The 18,999-nt window shown below is 65.2% G+C and carries 13 protein-coding genes; 2 read left to right on the forward strand and 11 right to left on the reverse strand.

Annotated features, from left to right (window positions below; all coding sequences use genetic code 11):
• Positions 1-320: 320 nt before the first annotated feature.
• The 11 genes from ACSUZJ_RS04940 to ACSUZJ_RS04990 form a co-directional block, all read right to left on the reverse strand.
• Positions 321-1,658, reverse strand: a complete 1,338-nt coding sequence (locus ACSUZJ_RS04940) for a glycosyltransferase (protein WP_499413847.1) — start codon at positions 1,656-1,658, stop codon at positions 321-323.
• A gap of 8 nt (positions 1,659-1,666) precedes the next feature.
• The gene (locus ACSUZJ_RS04945) at positions 1,667-2,524 is read right to left on the reverse strand and encodes a hypothetical protein (RefSeq protein WP_499413849.1); all 858 of its coding nucleotides are present in this window, start codon (positions 2,522-2,524) and stop codon (positions 1,667-1,669) included.
• The gene (locus ACSUZJ_RS04950) at positions 2,521-5,724 is read right to left on the reverse strand and encodes a glycosyltransferase (protein WP_499413851.1); all 3,204 of its coding nucleotides are present in this window, start codon (positions 5,722-5,724) and stop codon (positions 2,521-2,523) included. The genes ACSUZJ_RS04945 and ACSUZJ_RS04950 overlap by 4 nt, the downstream gene beginning before the upstream one ends.
• The gene (locus tag ACSUZJ_RS04955) at positions 5,715-6,005 is read right to left on the reverse strand and encodes a hypothetical protein (protein ID WP_499413853.1); all 291 of its coding nucleotides are present in this window, start codon (positions 6,003-6,005) and stop codon (positions 5,715-5,717) included. The genes ACSUZJ_RS04950 and ACSUZJ_RS04955 overlap by 10 nt, the downstream gene beginning before the upstream one ends.
• Positions 6,006-6,208: 203 nt before the next feature.
• Positions 6,209-6,601, reverse strand: a complete 393-nt coding sequence (locus ACSUZJ_RS04960; RefSeq protein ID WP_499413855.1) for a GtrA family protein — start codon at positions 6,599-6,601, stop codon at positions 6,209-6,211.
• A gap of 69 nt (positions 6,602-6,670) precedes the next feature.
• Positions 6,671-7,336, reverse strand: coding sequence for a rhodanese-like domain-containing protein (locus tag ACSUZJ_RS04965; protein ID WP_499413857.1), 666 nt, complete (start codon positions 7,334-7,336; stop codon positions 6,671-6,673).
• Positions 7,337-7,422: 86 nt separating this feature from the next.
• Positions 7,423-9,960: a glycosyltransferase family 4 protein gene (locus tag ACSUZJ_RS04970; RefSeq protein ID WP_499413859.1), complete on the reverse strand. Its 2,538-nt coding sequence runs from the start codon at positions 9,958-9,960 to the stop codon at positions 7,423-7,425.
• Positions 9,961-10,275, reverse strand: a complete 315-nt coding sequence (locus ACSUZJ_RS04975) for a hypothetical protein (protein ID WP_499413861.1) — start codon at positions 10,273-10,275, stop codon at positions 9,961-9,963.
• 6 nt (positions 10,276-10,281) lie between these two features.
• Positions 10,282-11,163, reverse strand: a complete 882-nt coding sequence (locus ACSUZJ_RS04980; protein WP_499413863.1) for a sulfurtransferase — start codon at positions 11,161-11,163, stop codon at positions 10,282-10,284.
• A 34-nt stretch (positions 11,164-11,197) separates the two neighbouring features.
• Entirely contained in the window at positions 11,198-13,648 is a 2,451-nt protein-coding gene (locus tag ACSUZJ_RS04985) for a glycosyltransferase family 4 protein (RefSeq protein WP_499413865.1), read from the reverse strand.
• A 9-nt stretch (positions 13,649-13,657) separates the two neighbouring features.
• Positions 13,658-13,993: a hypothetical protein gene (locus ACSUZJ_RS04990; RefSeq protein ID WP_499413867.1), complete on the reverse strand. Its 336-nt coding sequence runs from the start codon at positions 13,991-13,993 to the stop codon at positions 13,658-13,660.
• Positions 13,994-14,355: 362 nt separating this feature from the next.
• Between ACSUZJ_RS04990 and ACSUZJ_RS04995 the strand changes: the two genes are divergently transcribed.
• Together ACSUZJ_RS04995 and dnaE are read left to right on the forward strand one after the other, a co-directional pair.
• Complete coding sequence (locus ACSUZJ_RS04995) at positions 14,356-15,099, forward strand: PEP-CTERM sorting domain-containing protein (RefSeq protein ID WP_499413869.1); 744 nt, start codon at positions 14,356-14,358, stop codon at positions 15,097-15,099.
• 261 nt (positions 15,100-15,360) lie between these two features.
• Entirely contained in the window at positions 15,361-18,858 is a 3,498-nt protein-coding gene (dnaE, locus tag ACSUZJ_RS05000) for a DNA polymerase III subunit alpha (protein WP_499413871.1), read from the forward strand.
• Positions 18,859-18,999 lie beyond the last annotated feature (141 nt).

The following is an 18,999-nucleotide window of genomic DNA, read 5'->3' on the forward strand; positions in this document are numbered from 1 at the left end:
TTTGGAAAATAAAAGGTACTGCCAAGGCGGTCTCGCCTTCATAAATTCACTCAGGAACGAGTCGGCAAACGGCGTAAGCGCAGTACTGCAGACCAGCTGGTGATGCCGGAATATAACGGCAATCAAGACGTGAAGGAATACTGGCCGAGCGTGATCCAGACGGCTGGACTAACTGGTATGGACGCCGAACAAAACTGCTTAATTATAATATAGTCAGCCATTCGCGGGCGCAGAAAGGCGCGCGTACCAGGCGTTGCGGCAGGCAGCGCACGCAGTCGCTCAGTCGCCATAGCGAACGGATCATCGCGTCCGGACAACCCTCACGCAGCGGACGGGGCGGCTGCGTCCAACGCCGCTGCGACACTCGGCATCACAGGCCAGCCGTCGTCCTGCACGGCAGCCTTGTCGCCGTCGGCAATCGCTTCGACGGCGTCGATGTGTCGATGGCTGGCGATGCGGCGTAGCTCGTCGCGCACCGCGCCGACCCAATTCCGTCCATCTTGTGCCACGATCCTGTGCACCCATACTCCATCTTCGAGGTCGACGCGATTGACATCCGGGCTGCCGGTGATGACGCACACGATATGGCCCTGCGCAGCCAGCCTGCGCCCCAGCTGTTCTTGGGCGGCGGCCAGTTTGCGCGCGACGAACACGATGGCTTTCGGTGCCTGCGCCGAGATCACTCGGTCGAAAGGGAGGAAATCGCCGGCCCAGGCCCGCTGCTTTTTGGGGGTAATGTATTCGTAGGCGCCGGACAAGCCACGCGCCATCCCCCGCTCCCACGCACTGCGCACCTGTCCGGCGAGCGCCTCGCGCTCGCTGGCAGGCAGGCGGCCTGCGCCGATATGGCCTTCGACTTCCCGTGTCTGCTCTTCGACGAAACGCTTGTTGTCGGCAAGGATATCAGCGAGCGGCACGTATTCGCGTCCGTGCTTGAGGGAGAAATATAGTTTGTTCTTGATGACCGGGTAGCGATAGCGCGTGATCTTGTGCTCGTTACGGATATTGCTCGGTGCGAACTTGTGGTGAACGTACGCGTTCGACAATTGCCGGATCAGGTAGCCGGCATCTGCCAGTCGGCAGCACAATTCGGTCTCGTCCAGGTAGTACTCGATTTCCTCGTCGAAGCCGCCCACCTCGAGCAGGGCGTTGCGCCGGAACGAGGTATTCGTGCCTTGCAGGTAGGGAAATTCGAAAGCACCCGGATAGGCCAGGTGGTCGGCAGGGCGCATCAGGCGCCAGTTGGCGTTGGCCAGCCGCGTCGCGGTGGAGTATTCGTACTGGTACGAATAACCGGTCTGGTCGAACACCAGTCCCCCGGCGGCTCCTACCGATGGATGGTCATAGGCACGGGCGAGCTGCTCGAGCCACTCCGGCTCGGGAATCGCGTCGTCGTCGATGAACGCGACGATGTCGCCGCGTGCCATGCAGATACCGATGTTGCGCGAAACGGAGAGATTCGCGACCTCGCAGCGCGCCACGCGGATCGCGGGCAGCCAGGACTCGATCACCTCCTGCGAGTGGTCGGTGGATGGGCCGTTGACGACGATAACTTCGAACGCGCCGCGGTATTTCAGCCAGCGCAGGCTGTCCAGCGTTTTTGCGAGCAGCGTTGCGCGGTTCAGGGTATTGATAACGATCGAAAAGCTCGGTGGCATGGTGGCTCTCAGGGCACGGACGAATCAGATGAGGACTTCTCGGCGACGGTCTCAAAGGTATGGCGTCGCCCGTCGCGCATGCCGGTGTCCGCGGCATGCGAAACTGTGAATCCAGCCTCGCCCAGAAGCGTGGCGAGGCTGGACGGGCTCAGCATGTTCAGCTGCAGCGGGCTGTCGGCTTGTGCGCCGCCGAAGAGCGCTTCGCGCAGTTCGTCGTAGGCGCACTCGCCTTGGGCATAGGCGGCAAGTGCGGCGCCGGCGTCGGCGTATAGTACGCGCAGGCGTCCACCGGTTTGCAGGCAGGCGCGCAGGTGCGGCAGCACGTGTTCACGCAGCTCTGCCTGCGAAAACGTCTCGAACAGGTAGGCGACCTGGATTTCCGCCGCGGTGCCGGGCTCCAGTGGCACGGCGCCCGGGATGTCTTCCAGGCTGGCGCTCACATGGCCCGCCGGCGCGGGCCCGTTATGGCCAAGATGCAGCTTGAGGCCCACGGCGCTTGCGTGCGCGGGCGCGACGACGAGCCTCGAAGCCTGGCCACCGTGCGGGGGCAGGCTTGCCTCCATTCCGACGCCGGTTTCATCGAGCCGCTGGCGCAGCGCATGCACTTCGCGGGTGAGCCTGCGTAGTGCAACCGGTACCGAGTGTGCCAGGTTGGCATCGCCCGAGGTGTTTTCGCGCAGCGCGTTGACTTCGCGCCAGAGGGCCGGCTGGCCCTTTGGGCCCTGCTGGTAGCTGCCGGACGCGAGTCCGACGACTTCGACGCGCAGCTCCGGCAGGCGGACGATGGCGATCGCGATCTGGACCAGGCGGCCGAGGCCGGGCACGGTGGCGGCGTGTCGGGCAATTTTCTTGACGAGTATTTTCATTGGATGTCTGTGCGCCTTGCCGGCGTCTTCAGGATCGTGAGCAGTTGACGGACGTTTTCTTGCCAGGTCATCCATCGCAGCGACGAGGCCGGGGCGTGCCTGCCGGCTGCCTGGCGGGCGAGCCAGTCGCGCACCGCGTGCGCCAGGGTCGGGCCGTCGAGCCCGCTGAAGTACTCGGCGCCATCGCCGCCGACCTCGCGGAACACCGGCAGCTCGCGCGCCAGTATCGGCAGTCCATGGCGCGCCGCTTCGATGAGCGGTAAGCCGAAACCTTCGCCCTCGCTCGGCGCTAGCAGGCAGCTGGCGGCGCCGTAGATCTGGTCCAGCTCATCGTCGTCGACGCCCGTAAGCCACAGCAGGCGGCGGCCGAGCTCGGGGTGGGTGCGCAGCCGTTCCACGATGCGTGGAATGGTGCGCCTTTCCGCTTCCGGCAGCCCCTTCCAGCCTTCGTTGCCGACCACGACCAGGTTGACCTCGACCCCTGCCGCCCACAGCTGGTCGAAGGCGTCTAGCGCCTGTAGGTGGCCCTTGCGCGGCTCGATCGTGCCAACCATGAGGAAACTCGGTCTGGCGGCGACCTGGCCCGCGCGTGCGCTTGGCCGGGCTGGTGCTTGCGTCGTACTGACGATGTCGGCCCCTAGGTGAAGCGAGGTGATGTGCGGCATGCGTTGCGCCGGCCTCGTCCTGGCCAGCCATGCATGCAATTCGTCCGCCACGGCGGCCGAGATGCAAATCACCCTGTGCGCCTGGGCTGCGATGCAGGCAAGCCAGGCGCCGTGGGTGAGGTCCGCGTTCGGCGGAAAGAACTCGGGGCGCAGCACGGGCAGCAGGTCGTAAAGCACGAAATTGATCTCGACGCCGCGCATGCGCCAGTTCGCGAACAGGCCCTCCCGGGCCGCCGTCATGGTCACGTGCGGCGAGTGGTCGCCGCTGTAGTAGATGTCACCCGCTTGGACGTCGACCAAGGCGTCGCCTGCGGGCATCGCGCCCTCGATCCCGAGCAGGCGGGCGGCGTAGCGGCGCGCGTAACGGCAACGCAGCACTCCCTCTTCCTGCTGGAAGTACACTGGTTCGACGCGCAGGCCGCTGTCGGCCAGCTGCAGGAGTTCCCGCAACTGGGTGCGCACGACTCGCTCGATCCCCGTCTTTAAATCGTGCTGGGCAATGGCGGTCACGTCGACCAGCAGCTGGCGCGGCACCAGCGGATCGCGCGCCCGCGCAATGCTGCGGGCGCATTGGTGCAGCACCGCGTCGTCGAATGCGAGTTCCCGTATGTCGAGCAGTCGTTCGTACAGTGCGGCGCGGCCGCAGTGGCGGCGCGCGGCCGCGCGCTCCAGCGCCAGCTCGTACTGCTGCGCGCAACGCTCCGGGCTGTTTTTCTCCGCCACGAAGGCGAGCGCCGCTTCGCCCAGCCTGCGCCGCTGCGCCGGATCGCTGCGCAGCAGGCCCAGCGCGCCGGCCAGGTCGCCGATGCTGAAGCGGTCCGGCAGCATGCAGACGGCGTCGCCCGGAAACTCGGCCATCGAGCCGTTAGCGTTCAATATCGTCGGCAGACCATGGATCAGGCAATCGAGGGCGGTACCGGAAGTCTCGCCGCGCGAACCCGTGCGCAGCTGGACCCCGGCATCAGCCGCCTGCAGGTAAAGCAGGTAATCGTCGTCCGAGATCCAGCCGGTGATCCGGATGCGGTTGCCCGCGTAGGCCTCACGGATCGCCGCGGACAGCTGCGCGCCATAATCCTGGCGGTCGTTCTCGCCGACAAAGACTAGTTCGCACGCGGAGTCCCGGTGCAGCCCGGCGGCGACCCAGGCCTGCACGAGTTCGAGGCAATGCTTGGTCGGCGCGACGAAACCGAAGTTGCACACCACGAAAGCCTCGGGGGCAATGCCGAGCGCGGCCCGCGCTGCGGACCGGTCGTGCACTGCGGGCAGGGCACGCGGCAGCGGAACGATGGTCCAGTCTTCCCCCGCCTCGGCGCCGTACCACTCGCGGGCAAGTTGACGCGTGAATGCCGAATGCACGATCACGTGGCTGGCATCCTGCAGGACATCGAGGTTGCTCGGATAGCGGCGCTGCGCCTGTTCCCAGCCTTCCGTCGTCGGGCTCATCTGCAAGGCGCGATAACCGTGCGAGGCAAACAATGCGTGTGTCCAGATGCCCGGCATGGCACCGGTCATCTGTTCGTAGGCGAGGGTGCTGCTCAGGTAAAAATCGTGCAGCACGACGACGCCGGGATGCTCTGCAAGCAGCGGCAGCATGTAGCTGTGGAGGGGGTTGTTGCCCAGCTGGTAGACGATATGGTCGTAGTCGCCGGCATGGCTGCGCAGCCAGGCTACATCGCGGCATGCGAGCTTGGCGAGCTCGGGAGGAAGGCTGACGGATTTGTGTTCGACGATCAGGTCGATCTCGAAACGAGGCAGCAGCGTCGGCAGTACACGGACCGCATAATCGGCGACCCCGGTGCGCGCAGGCGGCAGTGGCGACACGAACGCGATCCGCGGTTTGTCAGGCAAGTGCTGCGCCGGCATGGCATCCTGGGCGCAATGGCGCTGCTCGAGTGTCTCCAGGACGCGCAGCGCGCTATGGTCCCAGCCGGAGTCGGCCGCCGTGGCAATCGTAACGACCTGTTCCGGCGCCAGGCCGAGAGCATCGAGCGCCTGCTGGCGCGCGTGGTCGCAGGTGGCCAGCAGCAATCCGGCTGCGCGCAGCGACGCGATCTTCCTGTCGTCATACTCGCGTTGCACTGCCGTGCCGGGGGCGACGCCAGGACCGGGCAATGGAGCAGGGGCGTGCAGGATGACGGCGGTCGTGATGCCCGGCATGAAGCGGCCAACCGATACGACCGCGTCATCGGCGTAACCTTCGAACAGGCTGGTCACGAGCACGGCGTCCGGCTGGATCTGGGCAATGAAATATTCGCGCAGCAGTTCACTGGCGCGGGCGCGGGGGCTGTTGCGCGGGTCGCTTTCGGCGCAAGGGCAGAGGATGTCGAACACGCGGACGCGTTCGCGCGAAACCAGTCCGGCAAAGGCCTCGCGGATCTCCTCGATCGCGGCGCCGAGCGCGCCGTTCAGGACCAGCCACAGTTCGTGGTCGCCAGCATTGCGTGCGACGGCCAGCGCCAAAGCCAGCGAACGGCGTCCGATTTCACGCGAGCGGCTTGCGGACTGGGCACCCTGCATGTCGATGACTATTCGCACCGGTCTTTCCTTGCCTGTTGCGCCTGTTTCAACTCCCGGAAGATGCGCGCCGTCCTGACCGGCGCCTCGTTGCCGATCATGGGCTCAGGCGGCGCCATACCGGACTGGTTTGTCCACATACTGCGATACAGGAAAGCGCGCAGGCGCGGTTGGAGGCCGGGAATGCGTGCCAGCAGCACGCGTGCCGCACGCTTGAGCTGGGGCTGGCGCGACGTGGCGGACACCAGGCGCCGCAAGGCCGCCACGACCATGCGGTTGGTGTGGGCGAGTCCCTTACGCATGACGGCAAGGCGAGCTGTGTCCCGCTGCGTTATTCATATGAGGAAGAAACCTGGGATGTCGAAGCTGGCGCTGCTGGCGAAGCGACGATATCGCTGCCATGCCGGCCAGGAGCCGCAGTTGAAAAGGCTGCAATCATAACATGCAACATTGATGAGTGGCCCGCCGCGAAGCGCGCTTGGCCGGTTTCATCCATTCCCGATCATTACTGTTTGAATACGAGGAATTTGGCGCTTGAAAAATTGACGAGCATGCCGGCGAGCGAACCGGCAGCCACCGCTACTCCCGGGAGGAAGGGCAGGCCGGGTGCGAGCGATACGACCGCGCTGTAGGCCAGGTAATTGACCATGCCGCCGCCGAGCATGGCCAGCAGGTAACGCCACCATTGTGGGCGGGCCGTCGCGGACTCGCCGCCGGCGAAGGTGTACCTGCGGTTGAGTTCCCAGGTGGCCCAGACGGCGGCCAGGAACGAGCACAGGCGGCCGGAGTAGTAACCCAGGCCGATCCACAGGCAGGCGTACAGCACGGCGATGTCGACCACCAGCCCGGCGACCCCGACCAGCGCGAAGCTGGCGAACTGGCGCGGAGCTTCACGCATCGGTGCGCACCGTCGGGGCTTCGTTGTCACAAGGGATGCGGACGGCAATGCGTTGCAGGGCCAGGACGCTCATGGCCCGTTCCCCGCACAGTGCGGACACGACACCCCATAGACGTAGTCCGGCGAGAGTTGCTGGCGCGGCGTGACCACGGTCTTGCCCGCGAAGTCGTCCTTGTGCGCGGCGATCACTTCCGGGAACTCGGTGAACTTGGCGATGCGGTAATCGACCGTGTTGTCGAAGGTGCCGACGTCGACTTCGAAGTCGTTGCGGGTGTCGACCATCACGACCGGCTTGCCGTTGTCATCAAAGCCCTGGTCGAGCCAGCGCTTGAGCGTGGCCGCGTCGACCGAGGGCGCGCGGCCGAGCTCAGGCTTGATCAGCGGCATACGCATGGTGATGATCTCTTTCTTGATCTTCACCAGCATGCGCTTGTGCGATTGCTCGTTCGAATAACTGTACTTGACTTCGATATCGGCAAAGCGCGGGTCCTTGCGCAGCCATGCCAGGTACTGCTCGATGTCGGCCGGCAGGCCGGACAGGAACATGTTAATGCCTTCCGGCGTCAGCAGGATCGTGCCCTTCAGGTTGAGCTCCTGGCACAGGGCCTGGAACTGCGGGCGCATCTCTTCGGTGTTGTCGAAGGAAATGAATTTGTAGGCCGCGATGTTGACGTAGCGGCCCGTGCCCGGGGCGACGGTGCTGGCGATGGGCGCGCTGCGTGGGGTGGTTTGCATGATTGCCAACTAGCGTATTCTGATCAGCCGCCATTATAAGCCGTTGAGCCCGGACGGAAATCCCGCTGGCTGGCGCCAAGGCGCCGTCAGTCGAAACTCGCCCGCAGCAGCGCAAGCGCACTCGCAGCGCTGCCCTGCCAGGGCAGGATCCGCAGCCCTGCAGCGTGTTCGAGCCTGTGTTCGGCGATGCGTTGCTGGATTGCAGCGCCCTCGGCCTGCGAAAGGCAGAGCAGCAGGTCGCTGTGGCGCACTGCCGCCGCGAATTCCTCGTGTAGTCGGTCCGCGTCCGTGTTGCCGGCAGCCACCGTCCCTGCCGGCCCGGCAAGCGGCGGCGCGCTGGCGACGATGCGGCCGCCGAACTGGCGCACCGCCTCGAAGACAGGCAGGAACAGCTGATGCCTTCCCCAGTCCGCGTCTGGCATGAACAGGACATCGCCGGGCTGGATATCGATCTGCTCGGCGGGGAAGGCGCCGGAGTCGATCGCGAACAGCGCGCTGGCGGCAGCGCTCGCCCTGTACAGCTTACCTTCGTCGACCCGCACGAGCTCGATCGGCGTCGCCGCCTCCGCGCAATTGCACATGTCGTGGACCAGGTCGCGCAGCGAGGACGCGATAGGCTCGGCACCGGCCCCCGGCCCGAGCCGGGTGGCGTCGACTAGGATGCGGCCGCTACGATTCAGGCGCAGGTTGCGCTCCGCGTACTGCGCCGCCTCGTCGAGCACTGATTCGTCGCACCGCCCGCTACGCCATGCGGCCGCGACATGCGCCGCGGCCGCGCGCCAGCTCCTGTCGGCGCCCATTCGCAGCGCAGCGGCCAGGTGCCGCGCCCTTTCCTGCTCGTCTGCGGCGCCAAGCACCGCCAGTGCCGGCAGGGTACCTGGCGCGCAGGTCTGTTGCAGCAGGGTGGCCGTTCCTTTCTCCTCGAGCACCAGGCAGCGCAATGCTTCGAGCAGGCTGCGGCCGAGCGGCATCGCGGATCCGGTCCGGTTGGCCGCGTTGCGATGCCGGGCAACCAGTCCTTGCAGGCCTTCGTCGCGCAGCAGCTGGCTGGCTTCGGCAGCGTTTCCCGGCAAGCCGGCGCATGTCGCCGTATCAAGGCCGCCGAGCAGCAGGAGCACACCGGGAGCGCTGCGGATCAGGGTCACCAGGTCCGGCGCCAGGGTGTCGTGCTGCGCAATGTAGAGCATCGTGTCGAAGCGGTTCCATTGCCGGGCCAGGTCCCCGCGCGACAAGGTCTTCTGTGCCGCGTCGGGGAAGACGGTGTCATCGACCAGCGCAACATCAGCATAGGGCGACAGGGCGTGCACGAGCCGCAGCGCACGTTTCCGCGCCGGGCCCTCAGGCAGAGGAACGACAGCGGCAATACGCAGGCGTGGTGCGCCGTGCTGCAGCGGGTTTGCCAGCGCCGCGCGCTGTGCCGCCAGCGCCGTGTCGATTGCCTGCCACGCGGCGGCGGCGGTTTTGTCCCAGCTAAACCGGGTAGCGTGCGCCAGGCCATGTGCGGACAATTCGGCACGCCAGGCATCGTCGGTCAGCGTGCGCAGCAGTTTGACCGAGATATCTTCCGGCGACGAGGCGTCGAACAGGGAGTCGGAGCGGCCGACCACCTCGGGGATCGATGAATTGTCGCCTGCAATGACGGGGGCGCCGCAGGCCATCGCCTCGAGAACCGGAAGGCCGAAGCCCTCGTACAGAGACGGGAAAACGAAGACCTTGCAGCGATTGTACAGGGCTCGCAGCTCGTCGTCGGAAATGCGGCCGGTGACGACGACACTGTCGCGCGCCAGTCCGGCGGCGGCAACCTGCAGCATGAACATCTCGACATGACCGACCTGGTTGACCACCAACTGGTGGGTATCGCGCACCGCGCGCGGCAGCCGGGCGAACGCACTGAGCATACCTGCCAAGTTCTTGCGGTAGTCGCTGTTGCCTGTATAAAGCACGAAGGGACGGTCGATGCCGAAGCGGTCGAGGTCGGTCGCTGAGAGCGCGTCGGGTGGCAGCTGGCGGAAAGTCGTATCGGCGGCGGCGAAAATGTTGACCACCCGTTCCGGTGTCAGGCCCAGCAGTCGTATCGCGTCGGCGCGAGTCGCCTCCGAATTTGCAAGCAGCAAATCGTATTGCCCGAGTGCGGCAAGCCGGCGCGTGTACCACTGCTTGTAATCCGGTACCGGATCGAGATGCTGTTCCGGGAACAGCCACGGAATGAGATCGTGGAGCACTGCCACCTTCAGGCCTGCCGGGAGCCGGCCCGCGGCCTGGGGCACGACACCGCGTTCGCACCACCCTTCGAACGGGCTGGCGCACAGCACTACATCGGCACCGATCGCCTGATAGGCTGTATGGACCAAGGCTGAGGCTAGTTGTTCCTGGTGCAGATCGTCGGTATTACGCGGGTCCAGGGGCAGGTGGGTATAGCAGGCATAGGCACCGGGTGCCACGAGGCCGGCAAACTCGGTGCGAAATTGTTCTGCCGAATCCGGATACAGGCCGTTGGCAAGCAAGCGCAGGTCACGCCCGCCGGCCTGGGCCGCCATGGCCTTGGCCAGCGACAGCGTAAAGCGGCCAATTCCGCGATAACGTGACTCGCTTTGGGTCGGGAACAGGTCGAAAATCAGCCGCATCTACGCTTTGCCTTCCCCGGAAGGCGCATCGAGGCGATGCAGTTCGTCGAGGATCAGCTCCTTGAAGGGTGGCCCAAGCCGGGTGGCCGGACCTGAGGGGCCGGGCGCCGTCAAGGCTGGCAGGCTGGGACCGGCCGGCAGCATCACATCCTTCAAATGGCGCTTGAAACGCTGCACCAGTCCGGGGTAGCGCAGTGCCACACGCAGTGCGACCCGCCTGAGCGCGGGCAGGTTGACCACTATGCCGATCGCTCGCCGCAGCAACACACTATGCAGGGGCGGAGCGGGCTCGCGCAGGTGGGGGGCTGGACGCATGGGATCTCAGGCCGCGCCTGCGCAATGCGGGCAAGACACCCCGTACACATAGTCCGGCGACAACTGCTGGCGCGGCGTGACCACCGCGCGGCAGGCGAAGCACTGCACGGTCTCGGTTGGCTCCAGCTTCGGGTTGAGCGCGGTACGGTAGTCGAACACGAAGCAGTCGCCGGTGTAGTGGGCGCCGCCGACTTCCTCGAAGTACTTCAGGATGCCGCCTTCGAGCTGGTAGACGTTGTCGTAGCCGATGTTCTGCATGTGGATCGCCGCCTTTTCGCAGCGGATGCCGCCGGTGCAGAAGGTGACCACGGTCTTGCCCGCGAAGTCGTCCTTGTGCGCGGCGATCACTTCCGGGAACTCGGTGAACTTGGCGATGCGGTAATCGACCGTGTTGTCGAAGGTGCCGACGTCGACTTCGAAGTCGTTGCGGGTGTCGACCATCACGACCGGCTTGCCGTTGTCATCAAAGCCCTGGTCGAGCCAGCGCTTGAGCGTGGCCGCGTCGACCGAGGGCGCGCGGCCGAGCTCAGGCTTGATCAGCGGCATACGCATGGTGATGATCTCTTTCTTGATCTTCACCAGCATGCGCTTGTGCGATTGCTCGTTCGAATAACTGTACTTGACTTCGATATCGGCAAAGCGCGGGTCCTTGCGCAGCCATGCCAGGTACTGCTCGATGTCGGCCGGCAGGCCGGACAGGAACATGTTAATGCCTTCCGGCGTCAGCAGGATCGTGCCCTTCAGGTTGAGCTCCTGGCACAGGGCCTGGAACTGCGGGCGCATCTCTTCGGTGTTGTCGAAGGAAATGAATTTGTAGGCCGCGATGTTGACGTAGCGGCCCGTGTCGGGCGAGCCGGTAGAGCTGGCCAGGTCGGTGGTGGCTTGCATAGATGCTAAGGGGAGAATTCGTGGACAGGCAGTATTATAAGCCGCTGGACGTGCCCGGCAAACTGCGGTCCCACTGCTGGTCAATCACACAACCGAGCAGCTTGCGAGCGCTTTCGGACCAGGTGAGCCACGGCAGCCCGGCCGATACAGGGGCCTGGCCGGCGGCGAACAGGGCCAGCCACGCACGCAGGGCCTCGGCCAGCTCCTGTGGCGTCTCGCCTTCGAAATAAGACGCGTGCTCCCTGCAGATCTCCTCGAATACCCGAAGCCTGCGGGCGATGACCGGCAACCCGTGCTGGGCTGCCTCGATCAGCGGCAGGCCGAAGCCCTCGCCGAGGGAGGGGGCGAGCAGGGCCGAGCACGACCGGTACAGCGTCTCGAGCATCTCATCGGACGCCTCGTCAAGCCAGAACAGGCGCGCATCCAGTTGCGCATGCGTCTTCAGTTTCTTGATCAGCGGTTCGACCATCCAGCCAGGCTTGCCGACAATGACCAGGTTGACATCCGCGCCCTCGGACCACAGCAGTTCCAGGGCCGCCAGCGCCTGGGCCTGGGCCTTGCGTGGCTCCAGCGTGCCTACCATCAGCAGCGTCGGCCGTTGCGTCGTCGCTTGGAGGATGGCCTGAGCGTTCGCCGGCAAGCCGGCACTGGGGGCGCTGGCGTCCAGGTCGGCTCCCAGGTGGAAGTGGCCGATGTGCAGCGCTGCGGACCGCGCCGGTGGGTGCGCCATGACCCATTCGGCGAGCATGTCGGCGGTGGCGCGTGTATTGCACAGCAGACCATCCGCATGGCGCGCGATCGTTTCCAGGTATTTCCGGAAATAGGCATCGGTGCCGTAAGCGAATTTGTCCGGCAGTTGCAGCGGAAGGATGTCGTACACCACGAAAAATACCTGGACCCCGTGATTGCGCATGTCCGTCAGCAGCGCCGCGTTCTGCGTCGTGATGCTGGCAGCCACGTCGAGGCCGAGGAAGATGTCGCCGGGGCGGTGTTCGATCGGCGCGTCTTCCAATTCCATCTGCCCGGCGCCGATCAGGGCCAGCGTGAAGTTGCGGGCGTAACGGTAGCGGCGGTTGCCGCCGTCGCCGTACACGGCTTCCACGCGATAGCCCGGCGGCGGCGCGGTGATCAGGGCCAGGAGGATGCTGCGCACTACCCGCGAGATGCCGGTTTTTGCATCCAGTTGCACGATTGCGGATACGTCCACCAGCAACTGGCGCGGCGGCACGGCAGGCTGGTTGTCGGCGATCGACATGGCAGCGGCCAGCAGTTCGGGATGGCGCGCATCGCGCGGGCAATCGTTCGACCGCAGTGCTTGCAGCAGCGCGCGGTAGTGAGCCGCCGGGCTGTGGCGCGTGAAGGCTTCGATGGCGTCGACGTAGGACGCGCAACGTGCGGTGCAAGACTGTTCTGCATGCTTGTCCTGTCGTGCCGGGATGCAGCGCCAGCGCTCGGCGATGCCGCGGCCGTACCAGGCTTCGGCTTGCGTGATCAGGTCCGCCGAGTCGACGATCACCCCGACGGCGAGGTCGAGCACAGGCTTATTCAGGGGATACTTGCCGGCTATGCCGGCAAGGCCCAGGGCCGGCTCGTCGGCCAGTCCGGTATAGCCATGCGACTCGAACAGGGCCATGCGCAAGGCTGGTGCTTGGCCCGCGCCGTCGAACAGTTCGCCAAGGAAGAAGTCTTCGAGGACGACAATGCCCGGATGGCGTGCCAGGAGTGGGGGCACGAAGCGATGCCGTTGGGAATTGCCAATGGCATAGACAATACGGTCGAATGTGCTCGCGTGTTCCTCGAACCAGTCGAGGCTGCGCAGCGGGAAGGGGAGGCTTTCGTCTGCCGGGCCGAGCGCCGGGACGACCAGGCACAAGGAGTAGCTCCGGGCCAGTTCCGCGAGCAGCCGGACTTGCAGGCTGGTGCTGCCTGGCGCTTGCGCGGCAATCCAGGCGAGGGCCGGGCGTGCCGGCGGCATGGGGTGGGCCGGCCGTTGGCGCAGCGCCAGCTCGAACGTTCCAAAAGCCCGGCGCGCGACGGCGGCCGCGTCGGCATCGATCTCGACGACGAGCGCGCCAGGCGGCTGCGTGTGCGTCGATCCGGGGTCGGAGGAAACACCGACGGCAGTCAGGAAGTGAGGAGAAGGCGGGGGACAGACGGTATTGGCAGTCGAGGACAAGCCCGGCGTGAATACGATGTCGACATCCAGGTTGGCAAAGAAATTCTCCCTGATCAGATCAATCGTGCGCTCCACCCGGGCCGTGCCGTCGGGCGCCGGGAGCGCATAGGTCAGGATGCGCTCCGGCGGCAACAGTCCTGCAAACGCTGCCCGCAGGTGTTCGATCGTTTCGGGGAACTGCTTGTTAAATGCAATCCAGACCGTGTGCGGACCGGGAGCGCCGGCCATTTCCCGGACGGCTGCCAAGCTGTCGCGGGCCAGGCTGCCGTTTGCCTGCTGGCAGGCGCGAAGATCGATGGCGATGCGCATGCGCTCGGCTTAGCGATGTGGCGTGGCGCTGTCCGGGCGCGCCAGATCGAGCAGCACCTTGCGTGCCGACACCGGCATGCGGGCGAAATCCAGCGGAAGGGGACCTGACCAGTCCGGCGCAAGGACGGTATTCGACAGTGCGGGGCTGGTCAGCTTGCCCTCCGCCAGGCGGCGCAGCATCCCCCAGAATTGCGGGTAGCGGTACAGTACCGGCAAGACGATCCTGCGCGCCAGATTGCTGCTCTTGGCGCGGCGCAGGCCGTCCTTGAGCCCCTTGATTGCGGCGGCGCGTGGCGTCCTGAGTGCGGCGGAAACAAGCTGGCGCAGCTGTTTTTTCAATTGCATGACTGCTAAAAATAGATCCTTGGATAGGCAATATTATATCCCCCGTACCATGCCCGGATGAGGGAGCGGCATTACAAGTCGACAACCGCATCCTGGTGAGCGCCGCCGCCAGGGACCGGCAGCCGGCGCTGGCGTCGAGCTCCGCCAGCGGCACAGCAGGCCCTGCCTGCGCATGGGGGGCTGCAGGCCGTTCATCGGAAAAGGACCGACCAGGCGCCGGGCCGGAAACTGTCGGATTTTTTTACACTAGGCAAGCGCCGTTTGGAGGTTCTTTTTGTAAATACTTGTTTTGTTTGAGAATTTTCTTTATGGCATGATTCGTGCTTGCTGGAAAGATGCGTTTTCCACCCTTACTTCCTACTATGAAAAAAATTTCTCTCATTGCCAGCTCCCTCCTGCTCGCCTTCGGCGCCAACGCACATGCCGGCATCATCGTTGCCCAGGAAAGCTTCGATGGCGCCAGCACCGGCTTCAAGGCCGGCTGGGCCACCGATCTCAAGGACAAGAACAAGCCGCTGGTCGTCGACAAGGCGCTGACCATCAAGACCAATTCCGACCGCGCAGCGTACTGGAACCTGAGCAATGCCCAGAGTGGCGACGTGTTCATCGATTTCTCGTTCTCGTACAGCGGCACGCTTGGCGACAACGACTTCCTGGGCCTGTGGCTGGGCGATTCGACCGGCCCGAGCTTCGGCCTGAAGGCCAATTGCGGCAACGGCAAGTGCACCGATGACCTGTACGTGCGCACGATCGGCACCGATGGTTCCTTCCTGCTGGGCAGCAACCTGAACGCCAACACCACCTACCGCCTGTTCGGCCACCTGTACAAGGCTGACGGTTCGGCCTACTACAACCGCTTCGACGCCTGGCTCAACCCGACCGCCGACGAAATGCGCGGCCTGACCGGCGCCGACATGAAGGCCAGCGGCACCAGCAAGATCAAGACCGTCGGCAGCATCGGCCTGCGCACCGTGAACATCGACAACAAAGTGAGCCTGCGCGTGGACGACATCCGTGTCAGCCAGGTGCCGGAACCGGGCAGCCTGGCGCTGATGGGCCTGGCCATGGCCGGCCTGGGCCTGGCCAGCCGCCGCAAACGCGCCTGAGCGCCATTGCGTTGCGCTCGACAGCCCGGCTTGCCGGGCTGTTGTTCGTTTGGCGGCGCCAGCCGGCTCCCGTCGAGGGGCATGCCTGCCCTGTCGTGAATGGATGTGGCTTCTGGCCACGCATGGGATTGCCGGACATGCAAGCAGCCGGTGCTCGTGCGTATTGATGGTTGTATTCATGCAACTGTCGTTCCCCGTACGCAGGCCGCGGGAAGCGTTGGGCATCGTGCCGCCGGGTTCGCGACGCGGTAAAATGACGGGATGACTTCCCCGATCTTCACCCACCTTCGCGTCCACTCCGAATACTCCATCGTCGACGGCCTCGTGCGCATCGACGAACTGGTGGGCGCCGCCGCCAAGGACCAGCAGCCGGCGCTGGCCGTCACCGACCTGGCCAACATGTTCTGCATGGTGCGCTTCTACAAGGCGGCGCGCGGGAAGGGGATCAAGCCCATCGTCGGCGTCGACGCCTGGATCACCAACGACGACAACCGCGACAAGCCGCATCGCCTCTTGATCCTGGCGAAGAACCACACGGGCTACCTGCAGCTGTGCGAACTGCTGTCGAAAGCCTGGCTGACCAACCAGTACAAGGGCCGCGCCGAGATCCGCGTCGAGTGGCTCGAAGCGCTTGCCACTTCCGTCTCCACGCTCGAGCCCGACGTCGACCAGGCCAACGCCCTGATCGTGCTCTCGGGTGCGCACTTCGGCGACATCGGCCAGGCCATCGAGAACGGCGACCTGGCGAAGGCCGAGAAGGCCGCCGAGCGCTGGTCGCGCATCTTCCCGGGCCACTTCTACATCGAGATCCAGCGCGCCGGCCAGGCCAACCAGGAGCAGCAGGTGCGCCATTCGGTGGCGCTGGCCTCGCGCCTGGGCCTGCCGGTGGTGGCGACCCATCCGGTGCAGTTCCTCAGGAAGGAGGAATTCATCGCCCACGAGGCGCGTACCTGTATCGCCGAAGGCGAGATGCTGGCCAACGCCAAGCGCGTGCGCCGCTTCAACGAAGAGATGTGCTTCAAGTCCCAGGCCGAGATGGCCGAACTCTTCAAGGACCTGCCGGGGGCGCTGGCCAACTCGGTCGAGATCGCCAAGCGCTGCAACGTCACCCTCACGCTGGGCAAGCCCCAGTTGCCGGACTTCCCGACGCCGCCGGGCATGACCATCGACGACTTCCTGGTCGCCGAAACGAAAAAGGGCCTGGAAGAGCGCCTGCTGCAGCTCTTCCCCGATCCGGCCGTGCGCGAGAAGGAGCGTCCGCGCTACGATGCGCGCCTGGAGTTCGAGAACCAGACCATCATCAAGATGAAGTTCCCGGGCTACTTCCTGATCGTTGCGGAGTTCATCCAGTGGGGCAAGAACAACGGCGTGCCGATCGGTCCGGGCCGCGGCTCGGGTGCGGGCTCGCTGGTCGCGTATGCGCTGAAGATCACGGACCTCGATCCACTTAAATATAACCTGCTGTTCGAGCGCTTCCTGAACCCGGAACGCGTCTCGATGCCCGACTTCGACATCGACTTCTGCCAGGAAAAGCGAGAACTGGTCATCCAGCACGTGAAGGACCTGTACGGCCGCGACGCGGTCTCGCAGATCGCCACCTTCGGCACCATGGCGGCAAAAGGCGCGATCCGCGACGTCGGCCGCGTGCTCGACTTCGGCTACAACTTCTGCGACGGCATCTCGAAACTCATTCCGTTCAAACCGGGCAAGCCGGTGTCGATCGCCGAAGCCATCGAAGAGGAACCGCTGCTCAAGGAACGCCTCGAGAACGAGGAAGAGGTCAAGCAGCTGCTCGACCTGGCCCAGCAGGTCGAGGGCATTACCCGCGGCATCGGCATGCACGCCGGCGGCGTCCTGATCGCACCGGGCAAACTGACCGACTTCTGCCCGCTCTACACCCAGGGCGGCGACGCCGGTGTGGTCTCGCAGTACGACAAGGACGACGTCGAAGCCGTCGGCCTCGTGAAGTTCGACTTCCTGGGCCTGACCACGCTGACCATCCTCGACCGTGCGGTGAACTACATCCGCGCGCTCGATCCGGCGGACGCCGACTTCAACCTGGAGTCGCTGCCGCTGAACGACCGGCCCTCTTATAAACTGCTGACCGAAGCGAAGACCGTCGCCATCTTCCAGCTGGAATCGCGCGGCATGCAGGGCATGCTGAAGGATGCCCGTCCCGACCGCTTCGAGGACATCATCGCGCTCGTCGCCTTGTATCGCCCGGGCCCGATGGACCTGATCCCCGACTTCTGCAAGCGCAAGCACGGCGAGAAGTTCGATTACCCGGACCCGCGCACCGAGTCGATCCTGTCCGAGACCTACGGCATCATGGTCTACCAGGAGCAGGTCATGCAGATGGCGCAGATCGTCGGCGGCTATTCGCTGGGCGGCGCGGACATGCTGCGCCGCGCGATGGGTAAAAAGAAGCCGGAAGAGATGGCCCAGCACCGCGAGATCTTCCGCGCCGGCGCGGCCAAGGATGGCCTGTCGCAGGAAAAGGCCGACGAGATCTTCGACCTGATGGAGAAGTTCGCGGGCTATGGCTTCAACAAGTCGCACGCGGCCGCGTATGCGCTGCTGTCCTACCACACGGCCTACCTGAAGGTTCACCATACCGCCGCGTTCATGGCAGCCAACATGTCGCTGGCCATGGAAGACACCGACAAGATCAAGATCCTGGTCGAGGATGCGATCGACGTCTGCAAGCTGACCATCCTGCCGCCGGACGTGAACGAATCGCAGTTCCGCTTCACGCCGGAAGGCCAGCCGCGCTCGGTGACCGGCAAACAGGTCTCGAACATCCGCTACGGCCTGGGCGGCGTGAAGGGCGCCGGCCAGGGCGCGATCGAGGCGATCATCGCGGCGCGCGAAGAAGGCGGCAAGTTCAAGGACCTGTTCGACTTCTGCAAGCGCGTGGACAAGAAGCAGATCAACCGCCGCACCATCGAGTCCCTGATCCGCGCCGGCGCGATGGACGCTTTCGGCGTCGACCGCGCCGTGCTGCTCGCCTCGGTCGCCTTTGCGATGGAAGCGGCGGGGCAGGCCGCCGCCGCCGCCAACCAGGTCAGCCTGTTCGGCGGCGACGATTCCGACCTGATCGCACCGCCCGACTACGTGAAGGCCACGCCCTGGACCGACCGCCAGAAACTGGCCGAGGAAAAGATCGCGCTCGGCTACTACCTGTCGGGCCACATGTTCGACTCGTATGCCCAGGAAGTGCGGCGCTTCGCCAAGACCAAGCTGAAGGACCTGGAGCCTTCGCGCGAACCGCGCATGCTGTGCGGCGTGATCACGGGCGTGCGCACCCAGATGACCCAGCGCGGCAAGATCCTGATCGTGGCGCTGGACGACAAGACCGGCGTGGTCGAGGTGACGATCTATAACGAGCTGCTCGAGGCCCACAAGAACATCTTCAAGGAAGACGAATTCCTGCTGGTGGTGGGCAAGGTGTCGGAGGACCGCTTCAACGGCGGCCTGCGCATCACGGCCGAGAAGGTGTTCGACATCGCCGCCGCGCGCATCCACTACGGCCACAAGCTGGAGATGGACATCGAATGCACGATCAGTCCGGCAAAGATGGCCGAGATACTGACGCCTTACCGCAACCCGGACGGCCTGCCGGTCAGCCTGCGCGTGAAACCGCAGGGCATCGAGTGCACGCTGCAGCTGGGCGACGAATGGCGCGTGGCGCCGTCGGACGCGCTCAAGCACGCGCTCGAGCTGAACCTGGGCGCGAAGGACGTGGCGGTCGAGTACTGAAGACGCGCTGGCGCAGGCGCCGATCCCGGCCGGGCCCGGGTTCCACGCATCGCAGCCCTTCGCTGTCCGCGGCGGAGCGGGCCGCCAGCGTACGCGGCCACTTGTGTTGGCAGCTATGGCACCATGGGCGATAATGGCCGG

It is taken from the genome of Telluria sp. B2 (genome assembly GCF_051789535.1).
Taxonomy (GTDB): domain Bacteria; phylum Pseudomonadota; class Gammaproteobacteria; order Burkholderiales; family Burkholderiaceae_D; genus Telluria.

Coding starts and splice junctions, on each gene's coding strand:
- ACSUZJ_RS04995 (WP_499413869.1), top strand. CDS start 14,356: ATGAAAAAAATTTCTCTCATTGCCAGCTCCCTCCTGCTCGCCTTCGGC.
- ACSUZJ_RS04965 (WP_499413857.1), bottom strand. CDS start 7,336: ATGCAAACCACCCCACGCAGCGCGCCCATCGCCAGCACCGTCGCCCCG.
- ACSUZJ_RS04970 (WP_499413859.1), bottom strand. CDS start 9,960: ATGCGGCTGATTTTCGACCTGTTCCCGACCCAAAGCGAGTCACGTTAT.
- ACSUZJ_RS04955 (WP_499413853.1), bottom strand. CDS start 6,005: ATGCGTAAGGGACTCGCCCACACCAACCGCATGGTCGTGGCGGCCTTG.
- ACSUZJ_RS04940 (WP_499413847.1), bottom strand. CDS start 1,658: ATGCCACCGAGCTTTTCGATCGTTATCAATACCCTGAACCGCGCAACG.
- ACSUZJ_RS04945 (WP_499413849.1), bottom strand. CDS start 2,524: ATGAAAATACTCGTCAAGAAAATTGCCCGACACGCCGCCACCGTGCCC.
- ACSUZJ_RS04980 (WP_499413863.1), bottom strand. CDS start 11,163: ATGCAAGCCACCACCGACCTGGCCAGCTCTACCGGCTCGCCCGACACG.
- ACSUZJ_RS04975 (WP_499413861.1), bottom strand. CDS start 10,275: ATGCGTCCAGCCCCCCACCTGCGCGAGCCCGCTCCGCCCCTGCATAGT.
- dnaE (WP_499413871.1), top strand. CDS start 15,361: ATGACTTCCCCGATCTTCACCCACCTTCGCGTCCACTCCGAATACTCC.
- ACSUZJ_RS04985 (WP_499413865.1), bottom strand. CDS start 13,648: ATGCGCATCGCCATCGATCTTCGCGCCTGCCAGCAGGCAAACGGCAGC.
- ACSUZJ_RS04960 (WP_499413855.1), bottom strand. CDS start 6,601: ATGCGTGAAGCTCCGCGCCAGTTCGCCAGCTTCGCGCTGGTCGGGGTC.
- ACSUZJ_RS04990 (WP_499413867.1), bottom strand. CDS start 13,993: ATGCAATTGAAAAAACAGCTGCGCCAGCTTGTTTCCGCCGCACTCAGG.